This window comes from Kitasatospora sp. NPDC001309 (assembly GCF_042896295.1).
In the GTDB taxonomy this organism is placed as follows: Bacteria; Actinomycetota; Actinomycetes; order Streptomycetales; family Streptomycetaceae; genus Kitasatospora.
The window spans coordinates 43771-67383 of the sequence record NZ_JBIAXC010000015.1; the positions used below are offsets into that span (position 1 = coordinate 43771).

At 73.4% G+C, this 23613-nt stretch carries 17 protein-coding genes; 14 read left to right on the forward strand and 3 right to left on the reverse strand.

Annotation, left to right across the window (positions count from 1 at the left end; all coding sequences use genetic code 11):
- Positions 1 to 75: 75 nt before the first annotated feature.
- The 3 genes from ACFY2K_RS17415 to ACFY2K_RS17425 form a co-directional block, all read right to left on the reverse strand.
- The gene (locus ACFY2K_RS17415) at positions 76 to 996 is read right to left on the reverse strand and encodes an NADP-dependent oxidoreductase (protein ID WP_380523044.1); all 921 of its coding nucleotides are present in this window, start codon (positions 994 to 996) and stop codon (positions 76 to 78) included.
- A gap of 160 nt (positions 997 to 1156) precedes the next feature.
- Positions 1157 to 1573, reverse strand: coding sequence for a winged helix-turn-helix transcriptional regulator (locus ACFY2K_RS17420; protein WP_375891027.1), 417 nt, complete (start codon positions 1571 to 1573; stop codon positions 1157 to 1159).
- Positions 1574 to 1774: 201 nt separating this feature from the next.
- On the reverse strand, positions 1775 to 3853 hold the full coding sequence (locus ACFY2K_RS17425) for a radical SAM protein (RefSeq protein WP_380642000.1): 2079 nt from the start codon (positions 3851 to 3853) through the stop codon (positions 1775 to 1777).
- Between the two features lie 380 nt (positions 3854 to 4233).
- Here ACFY2K_RS17425 and ACFY2K_RS17430 point away from each other — a divergent pair, with 380 nt between their 5' ends.
- The 14 genes from ACFY2K_RS17430 to ACFY2K_RS17495 all read left to right on the forward strand — a co-directional run bounded on the left by ACFY2K_RS17430 (position 4234) and on the right by ACFY2K_RS17495 (position 23602).
- The gene (locus ACFY2K_RS17430; RefSeq protein ID WP_380523046.1) at positions 4234 to 5358 is read left to right on the forward strand and encodes an LLM class flavin-dependent oxidoreductase; all 1125 of its coding nucleotides are present in this window, start codon (positions 4234 to 4236) and stop codon (positions 5356 to 5358) included.
- Between the two features lie 68 nt (positions 5359 to 5426).
- Positions 5427 to 5591, forward strand: coding sequence for a thiomuracin/GE37468 family thiazolyl RiPP peptide (locus tag ACFY2K_RS17435; protein WP_380523047.1), 165 nt, complete (start codon positions 5427 to 5429; stop codon positions 5589 to 5591).
- A 61-nt stretch (positions 5592 to 5652) separates the two neighbouring features.
- Positions 5653 to 5817: a thiomuracin/GE37468 family thiazolyl RiPP peptide gene (locus ACFY2K_RS17440; protein WP_375891032.1), complete on the forward strand. Its 165-nt coding sequence runs from the start codon at positions 5653 to 5655 to the stop codon at positions 5815 to 5817.
- Between the two features lie 120 nt (positions 5818 to 5937).
- Positions 5938 to 7935, forward strand: a complete 1998-nt coding sequence (locus ACFY2K_RS17445; protein WP_387712223.1) for a hypothetical protein — start codon at positions 5938 to 5940, stop codon at positions 7933 to 7935.
- Positions 7928 to 9613 (forward strand): TOMM precursor leader peptide-binding protein, encoded by a 1686-nt coding sequence (locus ACFY2K_RS17450; RefSeq protein WP_380589231.1) that lies wholly within the window; start codon positions 7928 to 7930, stop codon positions 9611 to 9613. The genes ACFY2K_RS17445 and ACFY2K_RS17450 overlap by 8 nt, the downstream gene beginning before the upstream one ends.
- 26 nt (positions 9614 to 9639) lie before the next feature.
- Complete coding sequence (locus ACFY2K_RS17455) at positions 9640 to 11265, forward strand: SagB family peptide dehydrogenase (protein ID WP_387712226.1); 1626 nt, start codon at positions 9640 to 9642, stop codon at positions 11263 to 11265.
- Positions 11266 to 11285: 20 nt separating this feature from the next.
- Positions 11286 to 13937 (forward strand): lantibiotic dehydratase, encoded by a 2652-nt coding sequence (locus tag ACFY2K_RS17460; RefSeq protein ID WP_387712229.1) that lies wholly within the window; start codon positions 11286 to 11288, stop codon positions 13935 to 13937.
- Positions 13930 to 14916, forward strand: a complete 987-nt coding sequence (locus tag ACFY2K_RS17465) for a thiopeptide-type bacteriocin biosynthesis protein (protein WP_380523052.1) — start codon at positions 13930 to 13932, stop codon at positions 14914 to 14916. Before ACFY2K_RS17460 ends, ACFY2K_RS17465 begins: the two co-directional genes overlap by 8 nt.
- Before the next feature lie 5 nt (positions 14917 to 14921).
- On the forward strand, positions 14922 to 16397 hold the full coding sequence (locus ACFY2K_RS17470) for a nitroreductase family protein (RefSeq protein WP_387712231.1): 1476 nt from the start codon (positions 14922 to 14924) through the stop codon (positions 16395 to 16397).
- A gap of 13 nt (positions 16398 to 16410) precedes the next feature.
- Positions 16411 to 18276: a TOMM precursor leader peptide-binding protein gene (locus tag ACFY2K_RS17475; RefSeq protein WP_387712234.1), complete on the forward strand. Its 1866-nt coding sequence runs from the start codon at positions 16411 to 16413 to the stop codon at positions 18274 to 18276.
- Positions 18273 to 20675, forward strand: coding sequence for a lantibiotic dehydratase (locus ACFY2K_RS17480; protein WP_387712237.1), 2403 nt, complete (start codon positions 18273 to 18275; stop codon positions 20673 to 20675). Before ACFY2K_RS17475 ends, ACFY2K_RS17480 begins: the two co-directional genes overlap by 4 nt.
- Positions 20672 to 21778 carry a thiopeptide maturation pyridine synthase gene (locus ACFY2K_RS17485; protein ID WP_380523056.1) on the forward strand — a complete coding sequence of 369 codons (1107 nt, stop codon included), beginning with the start codon at positions 20672 to 20674 and terminating at the stop codon, positions 21776 to 21778. The genes ACFY2K_RS17480 and ACFY2K_RS17485 overlap by 4 nt, the downstream gene beginning before the upstream one ends.
- Before the next feature lie 31 nt (positions 21779 to 21809).
- A complete protein-coding gene (locus ACFY2K_RS17490) occupies positions 21810 to 22784 on the forward strand; it encodes an ATP-binding cassette domain-containing protein (protein ID WP_387712240.1) in 975 nt (324 codons plus the stop codon).
- Entirely contained in the window at positions 22781 to 23602 is an 822-nt protein-coding gene (locus ACFY2K_RS17495; protein WP_380589252.1) for an ABC transporter permease, read from the forward strand. Before ACFY2K_RS17490 ends, ACFY2K_RS17495 begins: the two co-directional genes overlap by 4 nt.
- Positions 23603 to 23613: the final 11 nt, after the last annotated feature.

Below are 23613 nucleotides of genomic sequence, written 5' to 3' on the forward strand. Positions count from 1 at the left end.
CGGGTGAGGCCGGCGCTCCGCACCAGGGTGGGCCGGGCCCCCGCGGCCCGTGCTCCCGGCCGCGGCGGGCGGGGGTCACGGCACGACGACCAGCTTTCCGCGGGTGCGCCCGGTGCGGCTGGCGTCGAAGGCCTCGCCCGTCCGCTCCAGCGGGAAGGTCCCGGCGACCTCCACGGTGAGCGCGCCGCGGTCGACCGCCGCGGCGAGTTCGGCGAGCTTCGCGCCGTCCGGGCGCACCCAGATCCAGTGGCCGCCGTGCTGCGTCACTCCCGGGTCGGCGATCGAGACGTGCCGCCCGCCGTCGGCGAGCACGGCCAGGGTGGTGTCCAGCTGGCCGCCGACGAAGTCCGCGACGGCCGTCGCACCGCCGGGCACCAGCGCGCGCACCCGCTCGACCAGGCCGTCGCCGTACGCCACCGGTTCGGCGCCCAGCTCGCGCAGGTACGCGTGGTTGCGCTCCGAGGCGGTGCCGATCACCCGGGCCCCGCGGTCGCGGCCGAGCTGCACCGCGAGGCTGCCCACGCCGCCCGCGGCGCCGTGCACCAGGAGCACGTCGGCGGGGCCGACCGCGAGCCGGTCCAGGCTGCGCAGGGCGGTGAGCCCGGCCAGCGGCAGCCCGGCCGCCTGCGCCCAGTCGAGCCCGGCGGGCTTGCGCGCCACCGCGGGTGCGGCGACCGCGACGTACTCGGCGAAGGTGCCGGCCTGCACCGCGTCCTTGCGGGCGTAGGCCATCACCTCGTCCCCGGGGGAGAACTCGGGGGTGTCCGGGCCGGTGCGGGTGACCACCCCGGCCACGTCCCAGCCGGGGATGACGGGGAAGACCGTGTCCATCATGCCGTCCAGGCCGCCCGCCATGACCTTCCAGTCGACCGGGTTGACGGAGGCCGCCCGGACCTCGATCAGTACCTGGCCGGGGCCGACCTTCGGGTCGGGCACCTCGCCGTACTCGAGCCGGGAGTTGTCCGGGGCGTACGAGTCGTAGGTCACCGCGCGCATGAGTCGACCTCCAGGGAGCCGGGGTTGCGGTCTCGCGCACCGCCGCCCGGGGTGAGCGGGGCGCCGTGGGTCACGCTATGCCGGAGGCGGGCGCCCGGCACCTCGCCCCGCCGTCGCGGCGCCGTCCGCCGGTGGGCAGGGCACCACGCCGCACGCTGCGTCAGGCGTGTTCCGCCTCCTCCAACTGTCGTGGCACGGTGGCCTTCTGGTCCAGGAAATGGTGCGCGCGCCGGTCGTACTCCAGTTGGTGTGCCCGGATCTCCTCCGAATTGGCGGCGGTCCAGGCGCACAAGCGGTTGAACGGCTCCCGCAGGGACACGCCGAGCGGAGTGAGGGAGTACTCGACTCCGACCGGAGAGGTCGGCAGGACCTGGCGCATGATCATCCCGTTGCGCTCCAGCCGGCGCAGGGTCTGGGTCAGGACCCGCTGGGTGACGCCGTCGACGCGGCGTTTGATCTCGTTGAACCGCCTGGGCTCGTCAAGGACCGCCAGGACCGTCATCGACCACTTGTCGGTGATCTGGTCGAGAATCGAACGGCGTATGTCGGAGCACTGGACGGGGTGTTCGGTGGTCATGATCCCCCAACGTTCACGGGGCACGGCGGCGGCCTCGGGCGGGGTGCGGGTGCCCCAAGTTGTGCGTGATGCGTGTGATGCGCGTGATGTGCGCAAGGTGCGTGATGCACGTGATGTGACCATCATGTTCGTGTCAGTGAAGGGCTGTCAATCCCGCGGGCCCTTACCGGGAAGTGACGAACTCCGGTCACCGCAGAGCGGTCACGCGGCTGCGGGCAGCCCGTCCGGCAGGCCGTCCGGGAGCCCGTCCGGGAGCGCGAACAGCAGGTCGTACAAGGGTCGCCCGGTGCCGTGCCAGATGGACAGCGCGTAGACGCTGATCGGGTAGTCGACCCAGCGCGGCGGCGCCCACACCGTGCCGCGGACGACGTCCCCCTGCCCGCCGGCGTCGAGGCTCGACGGCACGTCGCCGGCCTCGACGAGCAGCTCCCAGCCCCGGCGCGGGACGGCGAACGAGGCCTCGGCGAGGTCGCCGCGCAGGCTGGCGCGCAGGATCGTCGTCGCCGCGATGTCGAGGCTCAACGCGCTGTCGACCAGCACGCGGTCGACCTCGAAGCCGGAGTCGGCCAGCCAGGTGGACAGGTGGTCGACGGCCGCGCCGAGCAGGTCCGCGGTGGCGCGTTCGGAGCGCACCGCGCGGCACAGCAGCGCCTGGTAGTGCACCTCCTCGGGTACGACGACCTGGTCGCCGATGACCGTCCTCAGCAGTCCCATGTCCAGGCTGGACGGGTCCCGGTAGACGGCGGCGACGTCGCGGGCGACGGCGCGCAGGAACGGGTCGGCGCAGTCGTCCAGGAGGAACGACCACAGCTGCCGGCACAGTTCGACCATGCGGACGCCGGTAGTCGTGTGGAGCACCCGGAGCGCGCAGCGCAGCAGGATCTTCTGGAACAGCGTCATGGAGACCCGGAACTCCATGCCCCGCACCCACTCCTCGGCGGTCATCGAGCCGTGCTCGACGACCACGTCGGCGATGAGTTCGGGATTGGTGATGTCGGCGGGCATCCAGCGGGTCCGCAGCCCCTGCTCGTCCTTGAAGGCCTCGCGCGAGTAGTCGGTGTTGTTCAGCAGCAGCAGTGGGTAGATCACCGGGGATCCGCCCGCGGTCAGCACCTCCTCGATCCCGTCGAGGTAGGAGTCGAAGGTTTCGCCGGGCAGGCCCCAGATCAGGTCGGTGTAGGTGGGCACGTCGAGTTCGCGGAAGCGGGCCAGCAGCCGGCGGTAGTGGTCGGTGCGGATGTTGGCGCGGTTGGCGATCTTGAGCACGTTCGCGTCGAAGGACTGCGCGGAGAGCGTGATCGCGCCGGTCAGCTCGGCGGCGTGCAGCATGCTCGCGATCTCCACGATGCGCTCGTTGCCGTTCTTCGCCCAGTTGGTGCTGACGATCAGCCGCTTCCCGTGGCGCCGGCTGAGCTCCACGATGTGCTCGGCGATCTGCCGGTCGCGGCCGAGGATGCCGAAGTTGGCGTCCGCGATGAACAGCGTGGCGTCCTGGGGCATCAGCCGGATCAGCCGGTCCAGTTCGGCGAAGATCCGCTCCAGGTCGAACTGGCGGACCTTGGAGTTGGTCGCCCCGCCCCAGTAGCAGAACGCGCACCCGTAGGGGCAGCCCCGGTTGGTCTCGTAGACGATCATGGACGAGCCGGTGATCTCCTCGTCGGAGTACACCGGGGTGAGGATCGGCGAGACGACCTGGTCGAGGTCGGTGATGCGGTCCGCGTCCGGATTGGTGACGACGGTTCCGTCCCGCCAGTGGCTGATGCCGGGGATCGCGGCGAGGTCCCCGTCGGTCAGGAAGGCGTGCAGCAGGTCGCGGAAGCGCAGTTCGCCCTCACCGTGCACCAGCACGTCCAGCCAGGGCGCCTCGGCGAACAGCGGCTCCTGCTGGTAGCTGACGTCGTTGCCCCCGACCACGACGCGGCAGTCCGGCCAGCGCTCCTTGACCTGGCGGGCCAGCTCCAGGGACTGGGCGCGGTTCCAGAAGAACACGGTGAGAGCGACGGCGAACGGCTCGTCCCAGGTGTCGAGAAGTTCCTTGGTGGCCTGCTCGCCACCGCTCTGCTCGCGCACGCTGATCCGGAAGTCGCAGGCCGCGTCGAGGGCGGGGTCGGCGGTCGCCGTCGCCTTGAGGTACCCGAGGGTGACGCTGTACCGGACCCCCTGCATCGCGGTGAACTCGACGAGCTGGACGGTCTTCCGCCGCTCGGGCACCGGTGCCGGCCGCCGGCCGGCGTCGGCCGCGCCGTCGGTGACGTGGTGGGAGTCGATGGTGGAGGTCATGACTGCACTTCCCGGCGAAGTAGGGCAAGCTCGGACAGTTCGCACGTGGCCGCGGCGCCTCGCGCACGCTCCTCGTGATCGCTCACAGCGCCGTGACACCCGCATGCGCGACATCGCCCGGGTTCCGTCTCCGCCGTCGTCCGCCCCGGCGCAATGCCCGGCTGTACGGGATGCCGGCGGCTGCCAACATTTCCAGCGCATTGCACCGGCGTCAATAACGCACTCCCAGGACCGTAGGTATCTCCGGGGATACCGGGAAGATTTGAGCTTAATTTGAGTTACGGTCCGGAATGCCGGTCGTTATTGACGGTCCTGATGGCCCGATGTAGCGTCAGCGGCGAAACACCCGGTGGCGTGCCGACTGGGCCCGGAGTGCTCGGGTGACGAACCCCCGAGATTCATCCGGTGAAAATCCGGCTGTTAAAGGGAGTGTGGTATCGGTGCGCTTCGGGCTTTCATTTCTTCCGGACTGCACGCCGGAGACGAAATCTCCGCAGGACTATTTCAGCGACGCGCTGGAGTTGTCGGTCCGGGCGGAGGCGGGCGGTCTGGATTCGGTGAAGATGACCGAGCACTACCTCCACCACTACGGCGGCTACTGCCCCAGCCCGCTGGGTTTCCTCTCCGCGGTCGCCGCCCGGACGAGCTCGGTCAGGCTCATCACCGGCTGCGTCCTCCCGGTCTTCCACCACCCGATCCAGCTGGCGGCGGAGGCCGCGCAGGTGGACGCGATCAGCGGCGGCCGGCTCGACGTGGGATTCGCCCGGGCGTACCTGCCGGACGAGTTCGACGCGCTCGGCGTCGACATGGACGAGAGCGTCGACCGGTACCGCGAGACCATCCGGGCGGTCCGGCGGATCTGGACCGAGGAGAAGGTCAGCGAGGAGACACCGTTCTTCTCCTACCGCGACGTGACCGGACTGCCCCGGCCCACCCAGCAGCCGCACCCGCCGATGTGGGGGGCCGCGGTGCGCACACCGGAGAGCTTCACCTGGCTGGGCACCGAAGGGCTGGGGCTCCTGATCACGCCGATGATCTCGCCCCACGAGTTCCGCGCCCAGCTGACCCTCTACCGCGACGCCTTCCGGGCGGCGCACGGCGGCTCCGGGCTGCGGCCCCGGGTCGCGGCCAGCCTGCCCCTGGTGGTCGCGGAGACCGACGAGCGCGCGACCGAGATCGCCGAGACCTATCTGCGGCGCTATCTGGACGTGTGGGCGGAGGCCGTGAACCCGTGGGACCGGCGGGAATCCTCCGCCTATCGCGGCTATTCCGGATTCGGCTGGATGCTGCGCAATCTGCGGCCCGAAAAGCTCTACACCGAAGGCGGCGCGATAGTCGGATCTCCGGCCACCGTCATCGACCGCATCCGTGCTTTCAACGACCACATCGGCGGCGTCGACCAGATCCTCTGGCAGATCGATTTCGGCGCGATGCCGCTCCCCGAAGCTCGGCAGACCCTGGAGCTCTTCTGCGACCAGGTGCTGCCGGAGGTGAAAGCACTCTGACCGCCGGTGCCGGCTCCCGATGTGGGTGGGGTCGCACCGGCCCGACGACGGGAAAGGAGGTGAACGACATGGAGGACTTCGACCTGGTGCTGGACGAGAGCGCCTTCGAGCTGGTGGACCTGGGCGAGGTGGTCCCCGCTTCGGTGACCGCCGGCTACGGCCTGACCGAGCTGTCCGCGTCCGGCGGCCAGAGCAGCTGCTGCTGTTGCTGCCCGTGCTGCTCCTGCACCTGATCCGGTGCACGACGCCGCGGGAGAGGTGTTCCGCACGAGACCCACGAAGGAGGTGAACGACATGGAGGACTTCGACCTGGTGCTGGACGAGAGCGCCTTCGAGCTGGTGGACCTGGGCGAGGTGGTCCCCGCTTCGGTGACCGCCGGCTACGGCCTGACCGAGCTGTCCGCGTCCGGCGGGGCGAGCAGCTGCTGCTGCTGTTGCCCGTGCTGCTCCTGCACCTGATCCGGTGCTGATCTCCTGGCACATGTGCTCTAGCCGGTGCGTGTTCATCAAAGAGGACCGGGTGGCTCTCGGTCCTTCCTGCTGGCCAGTCATCAATGAGTGAGTGAAGAAGCGGTGGTCATGGGAGTCGATGTCGAGCGGGTACGGCCACGACTGCGCGGGGACGTCTACGTCATGCGCGTTCCGGAGGGTGCGTACATCCGCAGCAACCTGGGCGGGTCGATTCTGAAGGGCGCCTCGACCTACGAGTTCGTCCAGCGGATCGCGCCGATGCTGGACGGCACCAGGACGCTCGGCGAACTGTGCGCCGTCGTACCGGAGTCCAGCCGTGCCGCGGTGGCGAAGATGATCATGCTGCTGCTCGCCAAGGGGTACGTCAAGAACGTGCTGGACGACCGTCCGCACACCCTGTCCGGCGAGCTGGCCGCCACCTACGCGGCCAACATCTCCTTCATCGAGTACTTCACCGACTCACCCGAACTGCGCTTCGAGACCTACCGCGACGGCCCCGTGGTGCTGACCGGCTCCGGCCCGCTGCTGCAGGCGCTGGCCAACTCCCAGCTGCGCGCGGGTGTGCGGACCGTCCCGCTCGCTCCGTTCGGTGAGTCGCCGTTCGACCGCGACCGCGTCCAGGAGCACCTGGAGGCGTCCCGGGCGCTGGACCCGGAGCAGCGGATCGTCGACCTGGAGGCGGACGTCGAGCGCCTCGACCTGCTGGCCGCCGACGCCACCATGGTGCTGCACGTCGCCGACCGGCCCATGGTCGAGCGTGCCCGCCGGCTCCCCGGGGCCGCGGTCGCCGCGGGTGCCGCGTTCGCCCAGACCGTCGTGGCGGGGGACGAGGCGTGGATCGGCCCGGTGATCGCGGGGAACGGTGATCCCACCGCCTGGGAGTCCGCGTGGCGTCGACTGTCCGCGCTCGCACCCGACCTGGTCGGCGCGGATCTGCGGGACCACCCGGAGGTGGCCCCGAGCGGGTTCCTGCGCGGCCCCACCGTCGCGCTGGTCGCCAACCAGCTCTGTTTCGCGGCGTTCCGCCATCTCACCGGCATCGACGGTGGCACCGGTGCCGACGCCGGCCGGCGGTCCGACCACCTGGTCCGGTTCGACCTGGAGAGCCTGGAGACCTCGAAGCACGCGTTCCTGCCGCACCCGCTCGCCCGGCCCGTGGTGCCGGACGACCCGGCCCGGCTGGCCGCCCTGACGACCGCGGCGCCCGTCGGCGACGAGGAACTGGCCCGGCGCGCGGTCGACTTCGTCGACCCCCGGACCGGCGTCCTGGCCGAGGTCACCGAGCGCGACCACGAGCAACTGCCGCTGTTCGTCAGCGAGGTCGTGGTCTCGGACCCGGTCGGCCTGGCCGGCGGCCCGTTCGCCGTCCACGGCTGCGGCGAGACCGTGGTCGAGTCGCGCCAACGCGCCGTCCGGCGGGCGTTCGAGCGCTACGCGGCCGTCATGGTCGACGCCCGCAAGGGCGACCGGCTGCACGGCCTGGACGTGCTGACCGGCGAGCCGGTCGCGGTGGACGCCGCGCAGGTCTTCCCCGCGCGGACCGTGGCCTCCGGCGACGACTGGGCCGCCGCCGTGCGCGCCGCCGTGGTGGCCGCTGCCAACGACGCGGTGGTCGCGGCCCTGTCGACCGCGACCGGACCGCTGCCCCTGCTGGACCTGGACACGGCCGAGCTCACCCCGCGCGCCGAGCGCTACCGGAAGCTGCTGGCGATCGTCGAGGAGTCCTTCGAGGTCCACGACCTGTCCGGTCTGCTCGGGCTGCCCACCTTCGCCTTCACCACCCCGGCGGGCACGGTCGCCCACGTGAGCGACCTGGACGTCGCCGCGGCACTGGAACAGGGCCTGGAGCGGACGCTGCTCGCCTACCAGGCCCGGGCCACCGAGCAGCCCGCCTACGCGCCGGCACCCGTGCCCGAGCTGCCCCCGCACCTGCGCGCAACCGCCGCGCCGGAGCGGGCCGCGGCGCCCCGCTCGGTGACGCTGGAGGAGGCCGTGGCCGGGCTGACCCGGGAGGGCGGCCGGGTGGTCGCCGTCCCGCTGGACCACGACGCCGCCGTGGCCGGCGCGTGTCCGTTCGTGGTGCGCGCCGTGGTCCTCCATGGCTGACCAGCCGCAGGCGCTGCTCGAACCGCCGCAGGTGCTCCGCGAACCGCGACAGGTGGTCGTCGGGCCGTGGGCACCGGGCTGCCCGGAGTGCCTGCGCACCCGACGCACCGCGGCGGCCTCCGCCGAACAGGCCGCCGAGCTGGCCGCCGGAGCGGCCGTCGGGGCGCCCGACCGGGAGCTGCCGAGCTTCCTGGCCGATACCGTCGCCGGGCTGGCCTCGGCGCACTCCGGGGCGCGGCGGTTCCGGACCGTCGACACCGCCACGCTGGCGCTGTCCCGGCACGCCTTCCTCGACGATCCGCACTGCCCGGCCTGTTCGGTGCCGGTGGCCGACACCGAGCAGGGCGCGAAACCCGTCCGCGAGGTGCGGCCCAAGCCGTCACCCGGGTCCAGCCGGGTCCGCCCGCTGGACCGGGAGGCGCTCCGGGCGGCCTACGTGGACGAGCGGAGCGGCCTGGTCCCCTCGGTCACCTCGTACACCGAGCACGCGTTCCCGTTCACCGGGGCCGTCCTGGCCGTGCCCGGCGCCACCGCCACGGAACCGGCCGGCTACGGCCGCACCCGCGACTTCGCCTCCGCGTGGTCCATCGCGGTGGCGGAGTCGCTGGAACGGCTGGCCGCGTACGCGCCCGCCAAGCGGACCGGGGTCCGGGCCGGCTACGCCGACGTGGCCGAGGCCGCGATCGACCCCCGCACGCTCGGCCTGTACCCCGAGGAGCGGTTCCAGCTCCCGGACTTCCCGTACCGGAGGTTCACCGAGGACGCGGAGACCGACTGGGTGTGGGGCTACTCCTTCGGCCGAGGCCGACCGGTGCTGGTGCCGCAGGGCTTCGTCCACTACCGCCTGCCGCTGCCCGCCGGGGAGCGCAGGTTCGCCAGTGAGATCTCCAGCGGCAACGCGCTCGGGGGCTGCTACGAGGAGGCCGTGCTGCACGGGATCCTCGAAGTCGCCGAACGCGACGCCTTCCTGATGGCCTGGTACGGGCGGACGCCGCTGCCCCGGATCGACCTCGCCACGGTGCCCGACCGCCGGATCCCGCTGGTGGCCGAGCGGATCGAGCGCCAGGGCTACCGGGTGCACGTCCTCGACAGCACCCGGGAGCACGGGATCCCGTCGTTCTGGACGCTCGCCGAGGACGTCAGCGGCACCGGACGGCCGAGGGCGGTGTCGACCGGCGGCAGCGGACTGAGCCCGGCGGAGGCGATCCTGGCCGCGCTGCACGAACTGAGCCAGACCGTCGAGTACGTGGGCGTCCTCGCGCTCGACCCGGGGTGGGGCGAGCGGGCCCGGCACCTGGCCGAGCACCCGGACGAGGTCGTGTCGATGGCCGACCACCTGCTCTGCGCGGCCGATCCGGGCTCGTTCGACCGGTACGCCTTCCTGCTCGACGACCCGGTCACGTCGACCTGGCAGCAGGGGCTCGAACGCTGGCGGTGGCCGAGCCACACCGACATCGGCGCGGACCTCGACGAGGCCGTCCGGCGCTTCGCGGCGGCCGGGATGGACGTCGTCGCCGTCGACACCACCTCCATGGAACACACAGCGGGAGGATTCAGATGCGTCAAGGTGCTGGCACCGGGCTCGGTGCCGATGACCTTCGGGCACGCGGCCCGGCGGGTGACCGGACTGCCCCGGCTGCCCGAGGTGCGCAACCCGCACCCGCATCCCTTCCCGTGAGCGACGCGGCCGTGACCGATCCGGCCGTGACCGATCCGACCGTGAGTGACGAGGAGACCATGACCGAGGGGGCCGCGGCCGCGCAGGAGGCCGGCGTGGGGCGGGAGTTCCTGCGGGTCAGCCTGGAGGACCTCGCCGAGGCGATGGAGACCCGGCAGTCCGAGTACGCCAACCCGGACGAGCCGTTGAAGTTCAAGATCTACCGGGGTCTGCCCCGACGCCCCCTGACCACCCGGGTGCCCGGGGTGCTCGGCGCGGTCGAGGCGCTCGACGACCCGGCGCTGTCGACGCTGCTGCGCTACGGCTACGGCATCTCCCGGCAGGAGTTCGACACCAACGGGACCTGGCCCTACCACCGGATGGTCGCCTCCGCCCGCTGCCTGTTCGCCGTCCAGCTGTACGTGTGCCTGGCCGACGGCGTCTACCACTACGACGCCCCGCACCACGCGCTGGTGCTGCTGCGCGAAGGGGACCACCGGCCGCTGCTGGCCAGGGCGACCGGAACCGCCGGCGCGCCGCCGGAGGCCGTGTTCGTGCTCTCCGGACTGTTCGCCAAGGCCGCCTACATCTACCGCGACTACGCCTACCGGCTGTGCACCCAGGAGGCCGGGCTGCTCACCGGCAACCTCGACCTGGTCGCGCGGGCCATGGGACTGCGGGCCCGGGTGCACCACCAGTTCCTCGACGAGCCGGTCAACAAGCTGCTCGGACTCGACCCCGACGAGGAGCCGGCCCTCGTGGTGCTGCCCCTCCACCTCGCCGGTGCGGGCGCCGGAGACCCCCGCCGCACGGAGACGGAGACGGCGGCGGCCCTGTCCGCGACCGTCGACCCGATCGAGCCGCAGGTGGTCCGCAGCGGGCTCGCGGTGGCGCGGGCCTGCCCGAGGCTCACGGCCGTCAACCGCGCCTCCTTCCGCACCGACACCGCGGGCTTCGCCGCCGCCGAGCCGGCCCCGCCCGTCCGGCCCGCCGTGGCCGCCGGGTCGGGCCGCGAGCCGCTGGCCCTGCCCGCGACCGAGGTCCCGGACCCGGACCTGGCACAGGTGCTGCGGAGCCGTGATTCCGGCCCCGGCATCTTCCGCCCGGTCGCTTCGCGGGTCGACGGCCTCGCACTGTGGGCGCGGCTGGCCCGCACCCGAACCGGGGTCGGCAGCGATGCCGTCCCGGCGGGAGCGCCGGTGCCGGTGGAGGTCTACCTGACCGTCGCCGACCTCATCGGCGTACCGGCCGGCTGCTACCGGCTCGACCCGGCCACCGGCGCCCTGCACCCGGTCGGCCCGGGAAGCCCGACGGGCCCCGGCACGGACGCCCTCACCGCGATCGAACGCGTCACCATCCCCGGACCGGTCTTCCAGCACATGAACGCCGTCGTCCACCTGGTCGTCGACCGTGACTGGGCGTTCGACACCTTCGGGGACCGCGGCTACCGGGTGCTCAACCAGGAGGCGGGCCTGCTCGCCCACCGGGTCTGCGTCGCGGCCGCCGCGCAGGGCCTCTCCGGCCGGATCGTCAACGCCTACCAGGCCGAGGGGGTGCGCGCGGTGCTCGGACTGACTGAGGAGCGCTACGCCCCGGTCTTCCAGATCCTGCTGGCCCGGACCGGACCGGGCGGCCGCGTGATCGTGCCGGTGGAGCCGGAGGCGGCGGAGTGACGGACGGGACGACGGACGAGATGACGGACGGACACTGGGAGGCCGGCCCCGAGCCGGTGCGGTACCTGCCCGGCCCGGCCACCGTGGTCCGCCTCGCCGGCAGCCCGGTCGCCGTACTGGACGGACTGCGCTGCGCGGAGAGCTGGCGCACCGCCACCGCCCTGCTGGCACTGCGCGCCGAGATCGCCGCCGGTGCCGACGAGTTGTCGACGTTGCTGCACGCGGCGATCGGCGCCACCGGGGACGGCGAGCTCAAGGCCCGGCTGGTCGCGGTGCGCCGGGCCGTGCACCGCGGCCGCCACGTCGACCCGGCCCGGCTGGCCGAGGTCCCCGCCGAGCTGGCGGAGCCGGTCCGCTCCTGGACGGCACGGATCGACGAACGCGACCGCCTGCTGGCGGCCCTGCCGGAGCACCTCGACCAGGATTGGGCCGCGAGCTACGAAGCCCTGCTCGCCGCCGCCCGGCTGCCCGCCTTCCAACTCGGCCTCGTGCACGCCAATCCGGACCTGTTCCTGGCCCTGCGGAAGTGGTTCGACACCGGCCGCCCACCGCAGCGCCAGACCGTGCTCCGGCTGGCGCAGTACCTGGCCCGTTGCGCTTCCAAGACCAGCCCGTACTCCACCTTCACCAGCAGCGGCCTGGCCGCCTGGGGCACCGGCCGGGAGATCGTCGAGCCGGCCGGGCCGCGGAGCGCCTCGCTGACCTCCACCGAGGTCAGCGTCGGATCGCTGCACCGGATTGCCCGCGCCGTCAGCGAACGCCCCGAGCTGCTCGGCGGCTGCCGGATCCGGACCAACCCCAGCGCCACCGTCCAGGACGGCGCCCTGCTGTTCCTGGGCCGTCGGCCGGACGAGTACGTGCACAGCCTCGCGCTCACCCCGACCCTGCGCGGGGTGCTGGAGCTGACCACGGGCGACCTCACCTTCGACGAGCTGCGGGGCACCCTCCTGGCCCGCGCGGCCGACGGGCGCCAGGTCGACGCGTTCCTGCGCCGCCTGGTGACGCTGGGCCTGCTGGAACTGGTCCCGCCGCTCGCCGACCAGTCCGCGGACCCGGTCGGCGACCTGCGCGAGTGGCTCCAGCGGTGTCGGCAGCCCGGCCTGGAGCGGCTGGACCGGACCTTGCAGGAGATGGCCGAGGCGCTGTCGAGTTACCCCGCGGTCGCCGAGCCCGCAGACCGGGTCGCCGTCCGCGACACGGTGGTCCGCGCGCTGGACACCGCGCTGCGCGAGGTCGGCGACCACGCCCACGTCCAGAGCCCGAAGCTGGCCCAGGAGTTCGCCCGGTACAGCTTCTACGAGAACGCGGTGCACCCCGGCACGACGGCTGTGCTGGACCGCGCGCGCTGGCGTCCGCTGCTGGACGACCTCGACGCGGTGCGCACCCTGCTCGGACTGATCGGCCCCGACCTGCCGTTCAAGCTCACCCTCGACTCGTGGTTCCGGCGCAGGTACCCGGCCGGCGCGCGGGTCCCGCTGGTGGTGTTCTACCGCGACGTCCTGGCCGAGCAGTCCGCCGATGCCGCCCCGGGCCCGGCCGGACGCCGCTCCCGTCCGGCGCACAGCCGGTTCGCCGACGCCGACAGCCCGGTGGCGGCCGTGCGCGAGCTGTACCGCCTTCGCACCGCCGCCAAGCGGCTGCTGGGCGAGCGGACGCCCGACCGGGACGGCGTGGTCAGGGTCGACCCCGAGGAGGTGCGCAAGCTGGCCGAGGAGTGGCCGGACTGGGTCCGCACCCCGACCTCGCTCGCGGTCTACTGCCAGCTGGCCGACGCCGAGCACGGCCCGGCCCTGGTGGTCAACAGCATCGCCTGCGGCTTCGGCCGCGGCCGCAACCGGGTGCGGCAGATCCTGGACGTCCTCGACCTGCGCGCCGACGTCCCGGACGAACCGGGCCTGGCGGCGTCCCACGACGACGTGCTGTTCGCCGAGTTCGAGGCGGTGGCCCGGTCCGCCGTCAACGTCCGCAGACCTGGCGTCGGACTGGTCGTCGACTACCCCGGGGTCCGCAGCACGCGCGCGGCCGACGACCGGCTGCCGGTCAACGACCTCCACGTGGAGTGCGGCGACGACGGGCTGCTCGCGCTGGTGTCGCGGCGGCTCGGCCGGCGGATCCGCCCGGTGCACCCGGGCCTCGGCGCCGACCGGCTGCTGCCGCCCGCCGCACGGTTCATGATCGAGGCGTTCGGCGAGTCCAACACCTGGTTCGGCGCGCACACCGAGCTCAGGATGACCTCCGACCCGCGCGCCGACGACGGCGTCCTGCGCCTGCCCCGGTTGACGGTCGGAGACGTGGTGCTGCGCCGCGCCATGTGGATGACCCGCGCGGACCGGCTGCCCCGGCGGGCCGACGCCGCGACCGGCGCGGCCTGGATGTTGAAGGTCGCCGACTGGCTGGCCGAACACGGCATCCCGGAGCGGTGCTTCGTCACCGTCCTCGACCCGGCCTCGCTGGTGGCGGGCGGGAACGGCCCGCGGCCGGGGAACGACACCAAACCGAACTACGTGGACTTCGCGAGCATGCTGCTGCTGCTCGGGCTGGAACGCCGGCTCACCGAGCCGGACGCGATCGTGCAGATCAGCGAGATGCTGCCGGACCCCGGCCAGGTCCGCGGCGAGCACGTGGCGGAGTACATCGTGGAACTGAACGAGCCCGGAGTCACTTATGTCTGAGACCTCAGCGCACCGTTGGGTCAGCGCCCACCTCTTCTACCACGGCGACCAGGACGCCGTGATCACCGGTGTCGTCAAGCCCGTCGTCGAGCGGCTGGGCCGGGCCGGACTGGTCGACGGCTTCTTCTTCCTCCGCTACTGGGAGGGCGGCCCGCACGTGCGGCTGCGGCTGCGGACCCGGCCGGAGCACGTCCAGGAGGCGCGCTCGGCCGTCGAGGAGACCGCGGCGGAGTTCTACCGGACGACGCCGTCGACCTCCGGGCTGACCGAGCGGGCCTACGCCGAGTCCGCGGCCGAACTCGCCGCCCTGGAGCGGATGGCCGACCACGACACGGTGCTGCACCCGGACAACTCGGTCGCGTTCGTCGACTACGTGCCCGAGACCGGGGCGTTCGGCACCGGCCGCTCCCTGGAGGCCGTCGAGAAGCAGTTCATGGCGTCCAGCGTGCTGGCGCTCCAACTGATCGCCCGCGGCCGGACCGCGGGGCAGCGCGCCATGGACGCCTTCGCCATGATGGCCGCCAACCGTACGGTCTTCACCGGCATCCTGCCCGAACTCGCCTACCAGGCGCGGTTCCTGGTGGAGAGCGGCGGAGCGGCGGCGGAGGTGCTGGGATCGCCGGACTTCGAGAAGCACTTCGAGGCCAACAAGGCCCAGTTGCGCGCCTCCCTGGAGACGGTCTGGGCCGTGACCAGGGGAACGGCCCTGCCCGCCGGGTCGGTGACCGGCAGCTGGCTCAGGACCGTACGGGAGGCCAACGACACCCTGGTCGAACTGGAGCTGCTCGGCCGCCTCGACGCCTACCCCGACTTCGAGGCCCCGGCCGACGTGCTCCAGCACATCAACCACCTGGTCCCGCAGCTGATCGTGGAGCGCTGCACCCACCTGATGTGCAACCGGCTCGGCATCAGCCTGGCCCAGGAGTCCCACCTGCGACTCCTCCTGACCAGGGCCGCCTTCGACCTGTGCGCGGTGTGAAGCCCATGAGCGACGAGGCGACCCGCTACCAGGACACCGTGCACACGCCGACGGAGGTGGCGGACCCGCAGGCGTTCCCGCCCCGGCTGGTCAAGAGCTACCCGGGCGCCCCGAGGCATCCGCTGCCCTGGCCGCCCGAGAAGTCCGAGCACCGGCTCGGCCGGCTGCTGGCCGAGCTCGGCGGCATCACCCGCGCCCAGTGGCTGACCCCGCTGGACATGCTGCCCTTCACCGACAGCTTCGAGGCCATCCCGGACGACGACCCGCTGCAATGGCTGGTGACCCGCCGCCCGACGCCATCGGGCGGCGCCCGGTACAGCGCCGAGTGGTACGTGATCGCCGGGCCCGACTCGGAGGTCCCGACCGGCATCCACTACTACGACCCGGCCCGGCACGACCTGGTGCGGCTGCGCTCGGGCGACTACCGCGGCTGGGTGGCCGCCCGCCCGGCCGGCACCGTCCTGGTGCACACCAACGTGTTCTGGCGGCTGGCCGCCAAGTACGGCGAGATGTACTACCGCCTCGCCTGCCTGGAGGCGGGCATCCAGGTGGCCCAGGCCCTGGTGGTCGGGGCCGACGACGGTGCCTCGGCCCGGCTGTGCTTCCCCGACGCCGACCTCACCGAGCTGCTGGGGCTGGACCCGAGGGCGGAGGGGGTGCACGCCGTGGTCGAGCTGGTCGCCCCGGTGCCCACCGCGTTCGAGGGCCCCTCGCTGGCGGCCTTCCCACGCGCCTTCGCCGCGCACGCGTCCGTGCTCCGGCAGAGCCGCCCCGCCCCCGAGCCGCTGCTGACCGCGCCCCCCGGCGAGGGCGGAGGCGAGGGCGGGACCGAGGCAGAGGGAGAGGGTGCGCGCGGGACCGAGGCCGAGCGCGAGTGGATCAGCCTCCCGCACGCGGAGCCGGACCTGCGGGCCGGCACCCGCAACCGCCGGGCGGCCGTGCGCGGCTTCAAGGCCGACACCATGGCGATCGGCACCCTGGCCACCGTCCTCACCGCCTACGGGCGGCAGGAGAACTGGGACCTGCCGGCCGGTCTGGTCGAGTTCTACTGCGTCGTCGCCGACGTGGCCGGAGTCCCGGACGGCGCCTACCGCTACCTCCCCGACGAGCACCGGCTGGAGTTGGTCGGCGAGGGCAACCCCCGGCAGCGGCTCCGCGAGGCCGCGCTGGCAGCCCTGACCCAGCAGGGCGCCCGCACGGCGAACCTCTGGCTGCTGCCGGTGGGCGACGCCGAGGCCGCCGAGGAGCGCTTCGGTGCGCGCTGGTACCGCCTGCAGCAGGCTGCGGCCGGCGCCGCCCTGCACCGGGCCTGCCTGGCCGCCGCGTCCGTGGGCGTGGCCGGCCGGATCCAGAACGACGTGCTCACCCACCTGCTGGACGCCTGGTTCGGTCTGGAGGGGCGCAGGCGCAGTCTGCTGGTGGCGCAGCTGGGCACCGAGCACCCGGCCGGGCCGCGCCCCGAGTTCCGGCTGACCTGGTGAGGAGGAACGGCTCGTGAGCGACACCGTACTGGGCGAGGGCCTGTTGGCCGACGCCATCGCCCGGCGCCCGCCGTCGATGCTGGTGGTGGCGCGCGACGGCTGGGACACCGGCGGCTGGACCGAGGCGCACGAACGGGGCGAGCCCTGGCTGCCGGTGTGGACCGAACTCGACCGGGTCGTGATCGGCCCGCTGGTGCGGCCCGGCGAACCCGGCTGCGCCCGGTGCCTGGAGACCTGGCGCTCCGTCGCACCCGAACGCGCGCCCTGGACGGCCGAACTGCGCGCGGACGGGCGGATCGCGACCAGCCCGTCGGCCTGGCTGTCCGGCTTCGCCGCCGAGGCCGTGCGCGAGCTGCTGCACTTGGGCGTCGCCACGGACCGCTGCTGGTACCTCGACCTGCGCGACCTGTCGCTGACCCGGCACGCGTTCCTCCCGGACCCGCTGTGCGCGGTCTGCGGCGCGCTGCCCGAGGACACCGCGGAACGGGCGGTGATCGCCCCCGTCCCCCGGCCCAAGCCGCGGGCCCGCGCCAGCCGGATCGGCGAACTCTCCGAGGCCCGGCTCACCGAGCTCTACGTGGACGCCGAGACCGGGGTGGTCGCCCCGCCGCGCGGCATGCGCGACTCGATGGTCCCGCTGACCGAATCCGTCCTGGCCGAGTACGGTTACCGGGGCGAGGCGGGGTTCGGGCGCACCCGTGACTTCGCCTCCAGCCGGGCCACCGCCGTCGCCGAGGCACTGGAGCGGCTCGGCGGCCAGTGGCCCTGGGGCAAGCGCACCACCGTGCGCGGCAGTTACGCGGACCTGGCCGGGGACGCCCTGGACCCGCGGTCGCTCGGCCTGCTGGCTCCCGAGCGCTACCGGGAGCCGGACTGCGCCTACCAGCCGTTCACCGAGGACGCGGTGGTGGACTGGGTGTGGGCGTACTCCTTCGTCCGGGCCCGCCCGGTGCTCGTGCCGGAGACCCACGCGTACTACCGGACGCGGTTCCAGCCGAGGGCCCGCCCCGACGACCGCAGGGACAAGCCCTTCACCTTCGAGATCTCCAACGGCTGCGCGCTCGGCGGCTGCGTCGAGGAGGCGATCCTGCACGGGATCCTCGAAGTCGTCGAGCGCGACGCCTTCCTGATGACCTGGTACGCCCGGATGCCGGTGCCCGAGGTGGACCTCGCCCGGGCGCCCGATCCGCGCATCCGGGTCCTCGCGGAACGCATCGAGCGCACCGGCTGCCGGGTGCGGGCCTTCGACATCACCCTGACCGAGGGGATCCGCGCGTTCTGGGTGCTCGCCCAGGACACCACCGGCGACGACACCCGGCCGAAGGTCGTCTGCACCAGCGGCTCGGCCCTGGACCCGGTCGCCGCCGTGCTCACGGCCCTCGGCGAACTGGCACCCATCGTCGAACAGGAGCAGGCCAGGTACCCGGCCGAGGCCGAACGGGCCCGCCGGATGGCCGCCGATCCCGAACTGGTGCGGATCATGACCGACCACTCGCTGGGCAACGCGACGCCCGAGGCCCTCGACCGCTGGTCCTTCCTGCTCGACGGCGACCGCCTGACCGGCTGGGACGAGGTGATCGCCCGCAACCCCTGGCCGCTCCACACCGACCTGCGGGACGACCTCACCGAGGCCGTCGACCGGATGCTGGCGGGCGGCATGGACGTCGTGGTCGTCGACCAGACCTCGCCCCTGCACGAGGCCGCCGGCCTGACCTGCGTCAAGGTGATCGCGCCCGGCGCCCTGTCCATGACCTTCGGCCACCGCAACCGCCGCACCACCGGGCTGTCCCGGCCGCTGGAGGTGCCGTACCGGCTCGGCCACGCGCCGCACCCGCTGACCGAGGCCGACCTCAACCCCCACCCACACCCCTTCCCGTGACCACCCACGCCACCACCCTCGGAGTACGTGTCGCGGGCCTGCCCGCCGACGTGGTCGAGCAGCTCGCCGACCGGCGACTGCGGCGCGAACTGCTCGCGCTCTCCCGTACGGCCGCCGAACTGCGCAGCGGCGCCGGGGCGCTGTCCGAGCGCTGCCACACCGTGATCGGGGAGCTGCGCGACCCCGCGGCCAAGCCCAGGCTCGTCGCGCTGCGCCGCACCGTGCACCAGCTGCGCGACCCCGCCCGACTGCTCGCCGACCCCCGGACCGCCGCCGCCCTCGGCCCCGAACTCTCCTCGGACATCGCCGAGTTCGGTCGAGCGCTGGGCCGCTACCGGGCCGACCGGGCGCAGCTGCCGACGGTGTACGCCGAGGCGGGCCGAGCCGTCGACGCCGCGCTGCGCGAACTCGGCGCGGACCCCCGCTTCGACCAGGGCCTCGCCCACGCCAGCCCCACCCTGCACCAGGTGCTCGGCCGCAGGCCCGGGCGGCAGGAGCTGATCCGGCTGGCCGCCTACGCGGCCCGCGCCGCCGTCAAGACCAGCCCGTTCAGCACCTTCACCGCCAGCGGCCTCGGCCGGTTCGTCCCGGACGGGCCCGCCCTGCGCTGGGCCGCGACCGAGCGGGCGCGGTCGATCGTCGATCTCGACCTGTCGGTCCTCACCCCGCTGGCCGCCGGCGCGACCGAGCCGACCGTCCGGATCAACCCCAGTGCGCGCCTGGAGGGCGACACCGTCCGCTTCCTCGGCCCGGCGCCGGCGGAGGACCTCCTCACCCTGCCGCTGACCCCGGCGCTGCGCCACTGCCTGCGCGCCGCGGTCGCCCGCCCGACCCTCGCCGCGCTGGCGGCGGGCTTCCCCGCGCCGCCGGAGCGGACGGCCGGATACCTGCGCTCCCTCGTGGCCGGCGGACTGCTCCTGCTCCAACCGGACTTCGACGACCAAGGGATCGACCCGCTGGGGCAGTTGGCCGGGACGGTCCCCGCACTGGCTCCCCTCCGGGAAGAGCTGCGCGCCTACGGCGATGCCGGGGGAGCCGACCGGGTCGTCCTCGGGAAGGCGCTCCACGAGCGGCTGCGCGGCGTCGGCGTCACCGGCAAGCTGCGGGACGTGCTGACCGAGCAGTCGGTCATCCCCGGCGTCGTGGTCGAGGCGGGCCTGCCGTCCTGGCAGGAGGCCCTGGACGACCTGGCGCTCGCCTGCCGACTGCTCGCCGTCTTCGACTCCGCACTGCCGTTCAAACTGGCCGTCGCCGCGTTCATCCGGGAGCGCTTCGGCGACGGGGCGACGGTGCCGTTCGACCGGTTCTACGCCGAACTCCTCCGCGACGGCCACGAGGCCAGGCGACTGCACCCCGCCGCCGTCGCCTTCGACCCGACCGGGCTGACCGCGACCCTGGCCGCCAGCCCGGTCGCGGAAGTGCGCCGGCTGGTGGACCTGGTCGCCGACCTCCGGCGCGCGCTGCCGGACCGGCGGCGGATCGAGGAGGTGCTCCACGCGCTGCCCGCCTGGGTGCGTCCGGTCGGCTCGGTCGCCGTCTACGCCCAGGGCGACGCCGACGAGTTGATCGTCAACGCGGTCAACTCCGGTTTCGGCCGGGCCCGGTCGCAGGTGCGCCGGCTGCTGCGCCACCTCGGGGACGACCCGCTCCCGGTCGACGCGGTGTACCCGGACGCGCCGACCTACGCGGAGTTCACCCAGACCCTGGCCACCTCGCTCAACCAGCGCGAGCCCGCCCTGCCGGACCGGCTCGACTACCCGCCGCCCGCCCGGCTGACCGTCGGCCTGGACGGCGACGGACTGCCGGCCCTGTTCGACGACGGCGCGGCCGTCAGGCCGGTCCACGGCGGACTCTCCTACGAGCGGCAGTTCCCGCCGGTCATGGCCCTGCTGGTCGAGGCGTTCGGCGAGAACCCGCTGCTGCTGCGCCCCGACCAGCCGCTCCAGCACGACGCGGCAGCCGGCAGCGGGCAGGGCCGGGTGCTGCACGCGCCGCGGCTGAGCATCGGCCGGGTGGTGCTCCGCCGGGCGACCTGGGTGGCCCAGCCGGGGACGCTGCCGTGTCGCGCGGCCGGGCAGTCCGACCCGGACTTCCTGCTCCTGCTGACCACCTGGCTGACCGAACTCGGAATGCCCCCGAGGTTCTTCGTGTCCGTGCTGCCGACCGGCGTCGTCGCGGACGGGTCGGTCGCGAGCGACCGCAGCCGCAAGCCGGTGTACGTCGACATCGGTTCACCACCCCTCGTCCTGGCCTTCGAGCGACTGGCCAGGGACCCGGCGAACGCGGCGGTGTTCCAGGAGGTCGCGCCGAGGCCCGAGGCCGCGCTCCTCGACCACCAGGGGGTGCCCAGAGTCACCGAATACGTCATCGAGCTCAACTGCCGAGGAGACCGGGAATGACAGAGACCGTGTGGCGCACGGTGAACGTGTTCCACCACGAGCCCGACCGCACCGATCTGCTGCTCGACGCGGTGCGCCCGTTCGTCGCGGAGGTTGCCCCCGCGGCGCGGCGGGTGTACTTCCAGCCGCACTGGCGGCGCGGGCCGCACGTGCGGATCGTGGTCCAGGCGAGCGCGGAGGTCTTCGACGGCGTCGTCGCACCCGCCGTGGCCGACGTGCTGGAGCCCTACCTGCGGGCGCACCCGTCGACCGTGGTCCTGGACGAGCGGGCCTCGCACGCCGAGCACGTCCGGCTCGCCGCGGTGGAGCGCGAACGCGGCCCGCTGACCCCCTGGGCGCCCGACAACAGCGTCGGGACGGAGCCGTACGACCGGCGCGAGCACGTGCTCGGCGGACCGGCCGCCGCCGACCTGCTCGCCGACTACTACGTCGACAGCAACGACCTGGTGTTCGGGATCCTCGACCGGATCCGCGACGGCGGCTCGAAGACGGCCCTCGCGGTGGACCTCTTCATCGCGGCGGCGCACCGCTTCCTCCCGCCGGTGACGTACGGGTACATGTCCTACCGCGGACACGCCGACGCCTTCCTGGCGAAGAACCCCGACGGCCTGCGCGCCCGCTTCGACCAGGTCTACGAGGCCAACGCCGGCGCCTTCCGGCAGCGGGTCGTCGAGATCACCGCGGCCGCGGACCACCACGACGCGGTGCGCTTCGGCGAACTCCTCGACGTCCTGCTGCGCTACCGCGACCGGGCCGACGGGCTGATCGGCACCGGCGAGCTGGCGCTCGACACCGACCCGAACGGCGACCCGGAGGCCTGGGGCGCCACCTGGAGCGCCTGGTCCGACCGCAGCCCGTTCCACCGGGTGCTCGGCGGTCACCGCCCGGCGGCCGAGCAGCTCGGCGGCTGGCACACCTTCAAGCGGTACCGGGTCGTCCTCAACTGGATGTACCTCAACATGTACCGGCTCGGCATCGGCGAGCTGGAACGCAACCTGATCTGCCACGTGGTCTCCCGGGCCGTGGAGGACGTCCACGGAGTCACCGCGATGGACCGCATCGAGGACCTGATCGGGTTCGTCGACGGCGGCGGTCGGCTGTGACCGGTCCGGGCACCCGAGGAAGGACGACGCGATGACGCACGCCGTCACCGTCAGCGAACTCGTCAAGCGCTACCACCCGCACGCCCCGGCGGCCGTGGACGGCCTGAGCTTCACCGTCGAGCGGGGCGAGGTCTTCGGCCTGCTCGGCCCGAACGGGGCCGGGAAGTCCACCACCGTCGGCGTGCTGACCACCCGGATCCGCCCGACCTCCGGTCGGTGCCTGGTCCTCGGCACCGACGTGGTGGCCCGGCCGGCCGCCGCCAAGCGGCTGCTCGCCGTCGTGCCGCAGCGGCAGAACCTGGACCGCTCCCTCGACGTGCGGCAGAACCTGCTCTTCCACGCGCGCTACCACGGCGTCGGCCGGGACGAACGGACCGGCCGCGCCGAGGAGTTGCTCGACCTGATGGGGCTCACCGAGCAGGCCGGCCAGCGGGTCGAGCGGCTCTCCGGCGGCCAGGCGCAGCGGGTCGTCATCGCGCGGGCCCTGATGCACGCGCCCGAGGTGCTGTTCCTGGACGAGCCGTCGACCGGCCTGGACCCGCAGTCCCGGCTGTTCCTGCACGAGCGCATCCGCGACCTGCGCGAGCGCGGCGTCACCGTGGTGCTCACCACCCACGACATGGACGAGGCCGAGAGCCTGTCCGACCGGATCGGCATCGTCGACCACGGCCGGCTGCTCGCCCTGGACACCCCGCGGGCACTGACCGGGGCCCTCCCGGGCGGCACCACCGTCACCGCGCAGGTCCGCGGCGGGCAGGTGCCGAGCGCCGGGATCCTGGAGGCGCTGACCGGGCTGCCCGGCGCCGACGGCGTCGAGCACGACGCGCCGCAGGGGAGCGGCGGCAGCCGGTACTTCCGGGTGCGGACCGAGAAGGACCCGTCGGCCCTGCTGCCGGACGTGCTGCGCGCGGTCGCCGACCGGGGGGCCGAGCTGGTCGACCTGTCGATCGCCCGGCCGAGCCTCCAGGACGTGTTCATCAGCCTGACCGGAAGGGAACTGCGGTGACCACTGCGACCGAAGGCGCCGACCGGCTTCCCCGGGACGGCGTCGGTCCCGTGACACGGACCTTCCTGGCGGTGCTCTGGCGCGACGTCTACACCACCACCCGCCGACCGACCGCCTTCCTGCTCCAGGTGATCGTCCAGCCGCTGCTGCTGTTCTTCGTCTTCGGCAAGGTGCTCGGCGAAGCCGGTTACACCAAAGGCGACTTCGGGGCGACGCTGCTGCCCGGGGTGATGGCGCTCAACGCGCTGCTCGTCGCCCTGGAGAACACCGCGATGCCGCTGATCATGGACTTCTCGTGGTCCGGCGAGATCGAGGACCGGCTGCTCGCACCGATCCCGGGCGAGCTGGTCGCGGTCGCCAAGCTGGCCTACGGCACGCTGTGCGGACTGTTCGCCGGACTGGTCATGGCGCCGGTCGGGTTCCTGGTGCTGGGCACCACCGGCTGGCCGCCCACGAGGTGGCCGGGGGTGCTGCTGGTCCTGGTCCTCGGCGCGGCGACCGGTGCCGCCCTCGGCCTGGCGCTCGGCACGGTCGTGTCGCCGGACCGCATCGGCGTCACCTTCGCGATCGTCCTCGCCCCGCTGACGTTCACCGGGTCCGTCCAGTACTCCTGGTCCTCCCTCGACCAGTTGAGGTGGTTCCAGGTGGTCTCCGCGCTCAACCCGCTGACCTACGTCAGCGAGGGCCTACGGGCCGCGGCCCAGGCCGGACCCCCGTCGGCGATCCCGCTGTGGGCGGACCTGTCGGTGCTGCTGCTCGCCCTGGCGGTCACCGTGGCGGTCGGGATCAGGGGATTCATGGCCCGGGCGCTCGGCTGAGGCGGCCCGGG

Excerpts from the sequence above, each read along its gene's own strand:
- ACFY2K_RS17415 (WP_380523044.1), bottom strand. The coding sequence starts at position 996 with ATGCGCGCGGTGACCTACGACTCGTACGCCCCGGACAACTCCCGGCTC.
- ACFY2K_RS17420 (WP_375891027.1), bottom strand. The coding sequence starts at position 1,573 with ATGACCACCGAACACCCCGTCCAGTGCTCCGACATACGCCGTTCGATT.
- ACFY2K_RS17425 (WP_380642000.1), bottom strand. The coding sequence starts at position 3,853 with ATGACCTCCACCATCGACTCCCACCACGTCACCGACGGCGCGGCCGAC.
- ACFY2K_RS17435 (WP_380523047.1), top strand. The coding sequence starts at position 5,427 with ATGGAGGACTTCGACCTGGTGCTGGACGAGAGCGCCTTCGAGCTGGTG.
- ACFY2K_RS17440 (WP_375891032.1), top strand. The coding sequence starts at position 5,653 with ATGGAGGACTTCGACCTGGTGCTGGACGAGAGCGCCTTCGAGCTGGTG.
- ACFY2K_RS17445 (WP_387712223.1), top strand. The coding sequence starts at position 5,938 with ATGGGAGTCGATGTCGAGCGGGTACGGCCACGACTGCGCGGGGACGTC.
- ACFY2K_RS17450 (WP_380589231.1), top strand. The coding sequence starts at position 7,928 with ATGGCTGACCAGCCGCAGGCGCTGCTCGAACCGCCGCAGGTGCTCCGC.
- ACFY2K_RS17460 (WP_387712229.1), top strand. The coding sequence starts at position 11,286 with ATGACGGACGGACACTGGGAGGCCGGCCCCGAGCCGGTGCGGTACCTG.
- ACFY2K_RS17465 (WP_380523052.1), top strand. The coding sequence starts at position 13,930 with ATGTCTGAGACCTCAGCGCACCGTTGGGTCAGCGCCCACCTCTTCTAC.
- ACFY2K_RS17470 (WP_387712231.1), top strand. The coding sequence starts at position 14,922 with ATGAGCGACGAGGCGACCCGCTACCAGGACACCGTGCACACGCCGACG.
- ACFY2K_RS17485 (WP_380523056.1), top strand. The coding sequence starts at position 20,672 with ATGACAGAGACCGTGTGGCGCACGGTGAACGTGTTCCACCACGAGCCC.
- ACFY2K_RS17490 (WP_387712240.1), top strand. The coding sequence starts at position 21,810 with ATGACGCACGCCGTCACCGTCAGCGAACTCGTCAAGCGCTACCACCCG.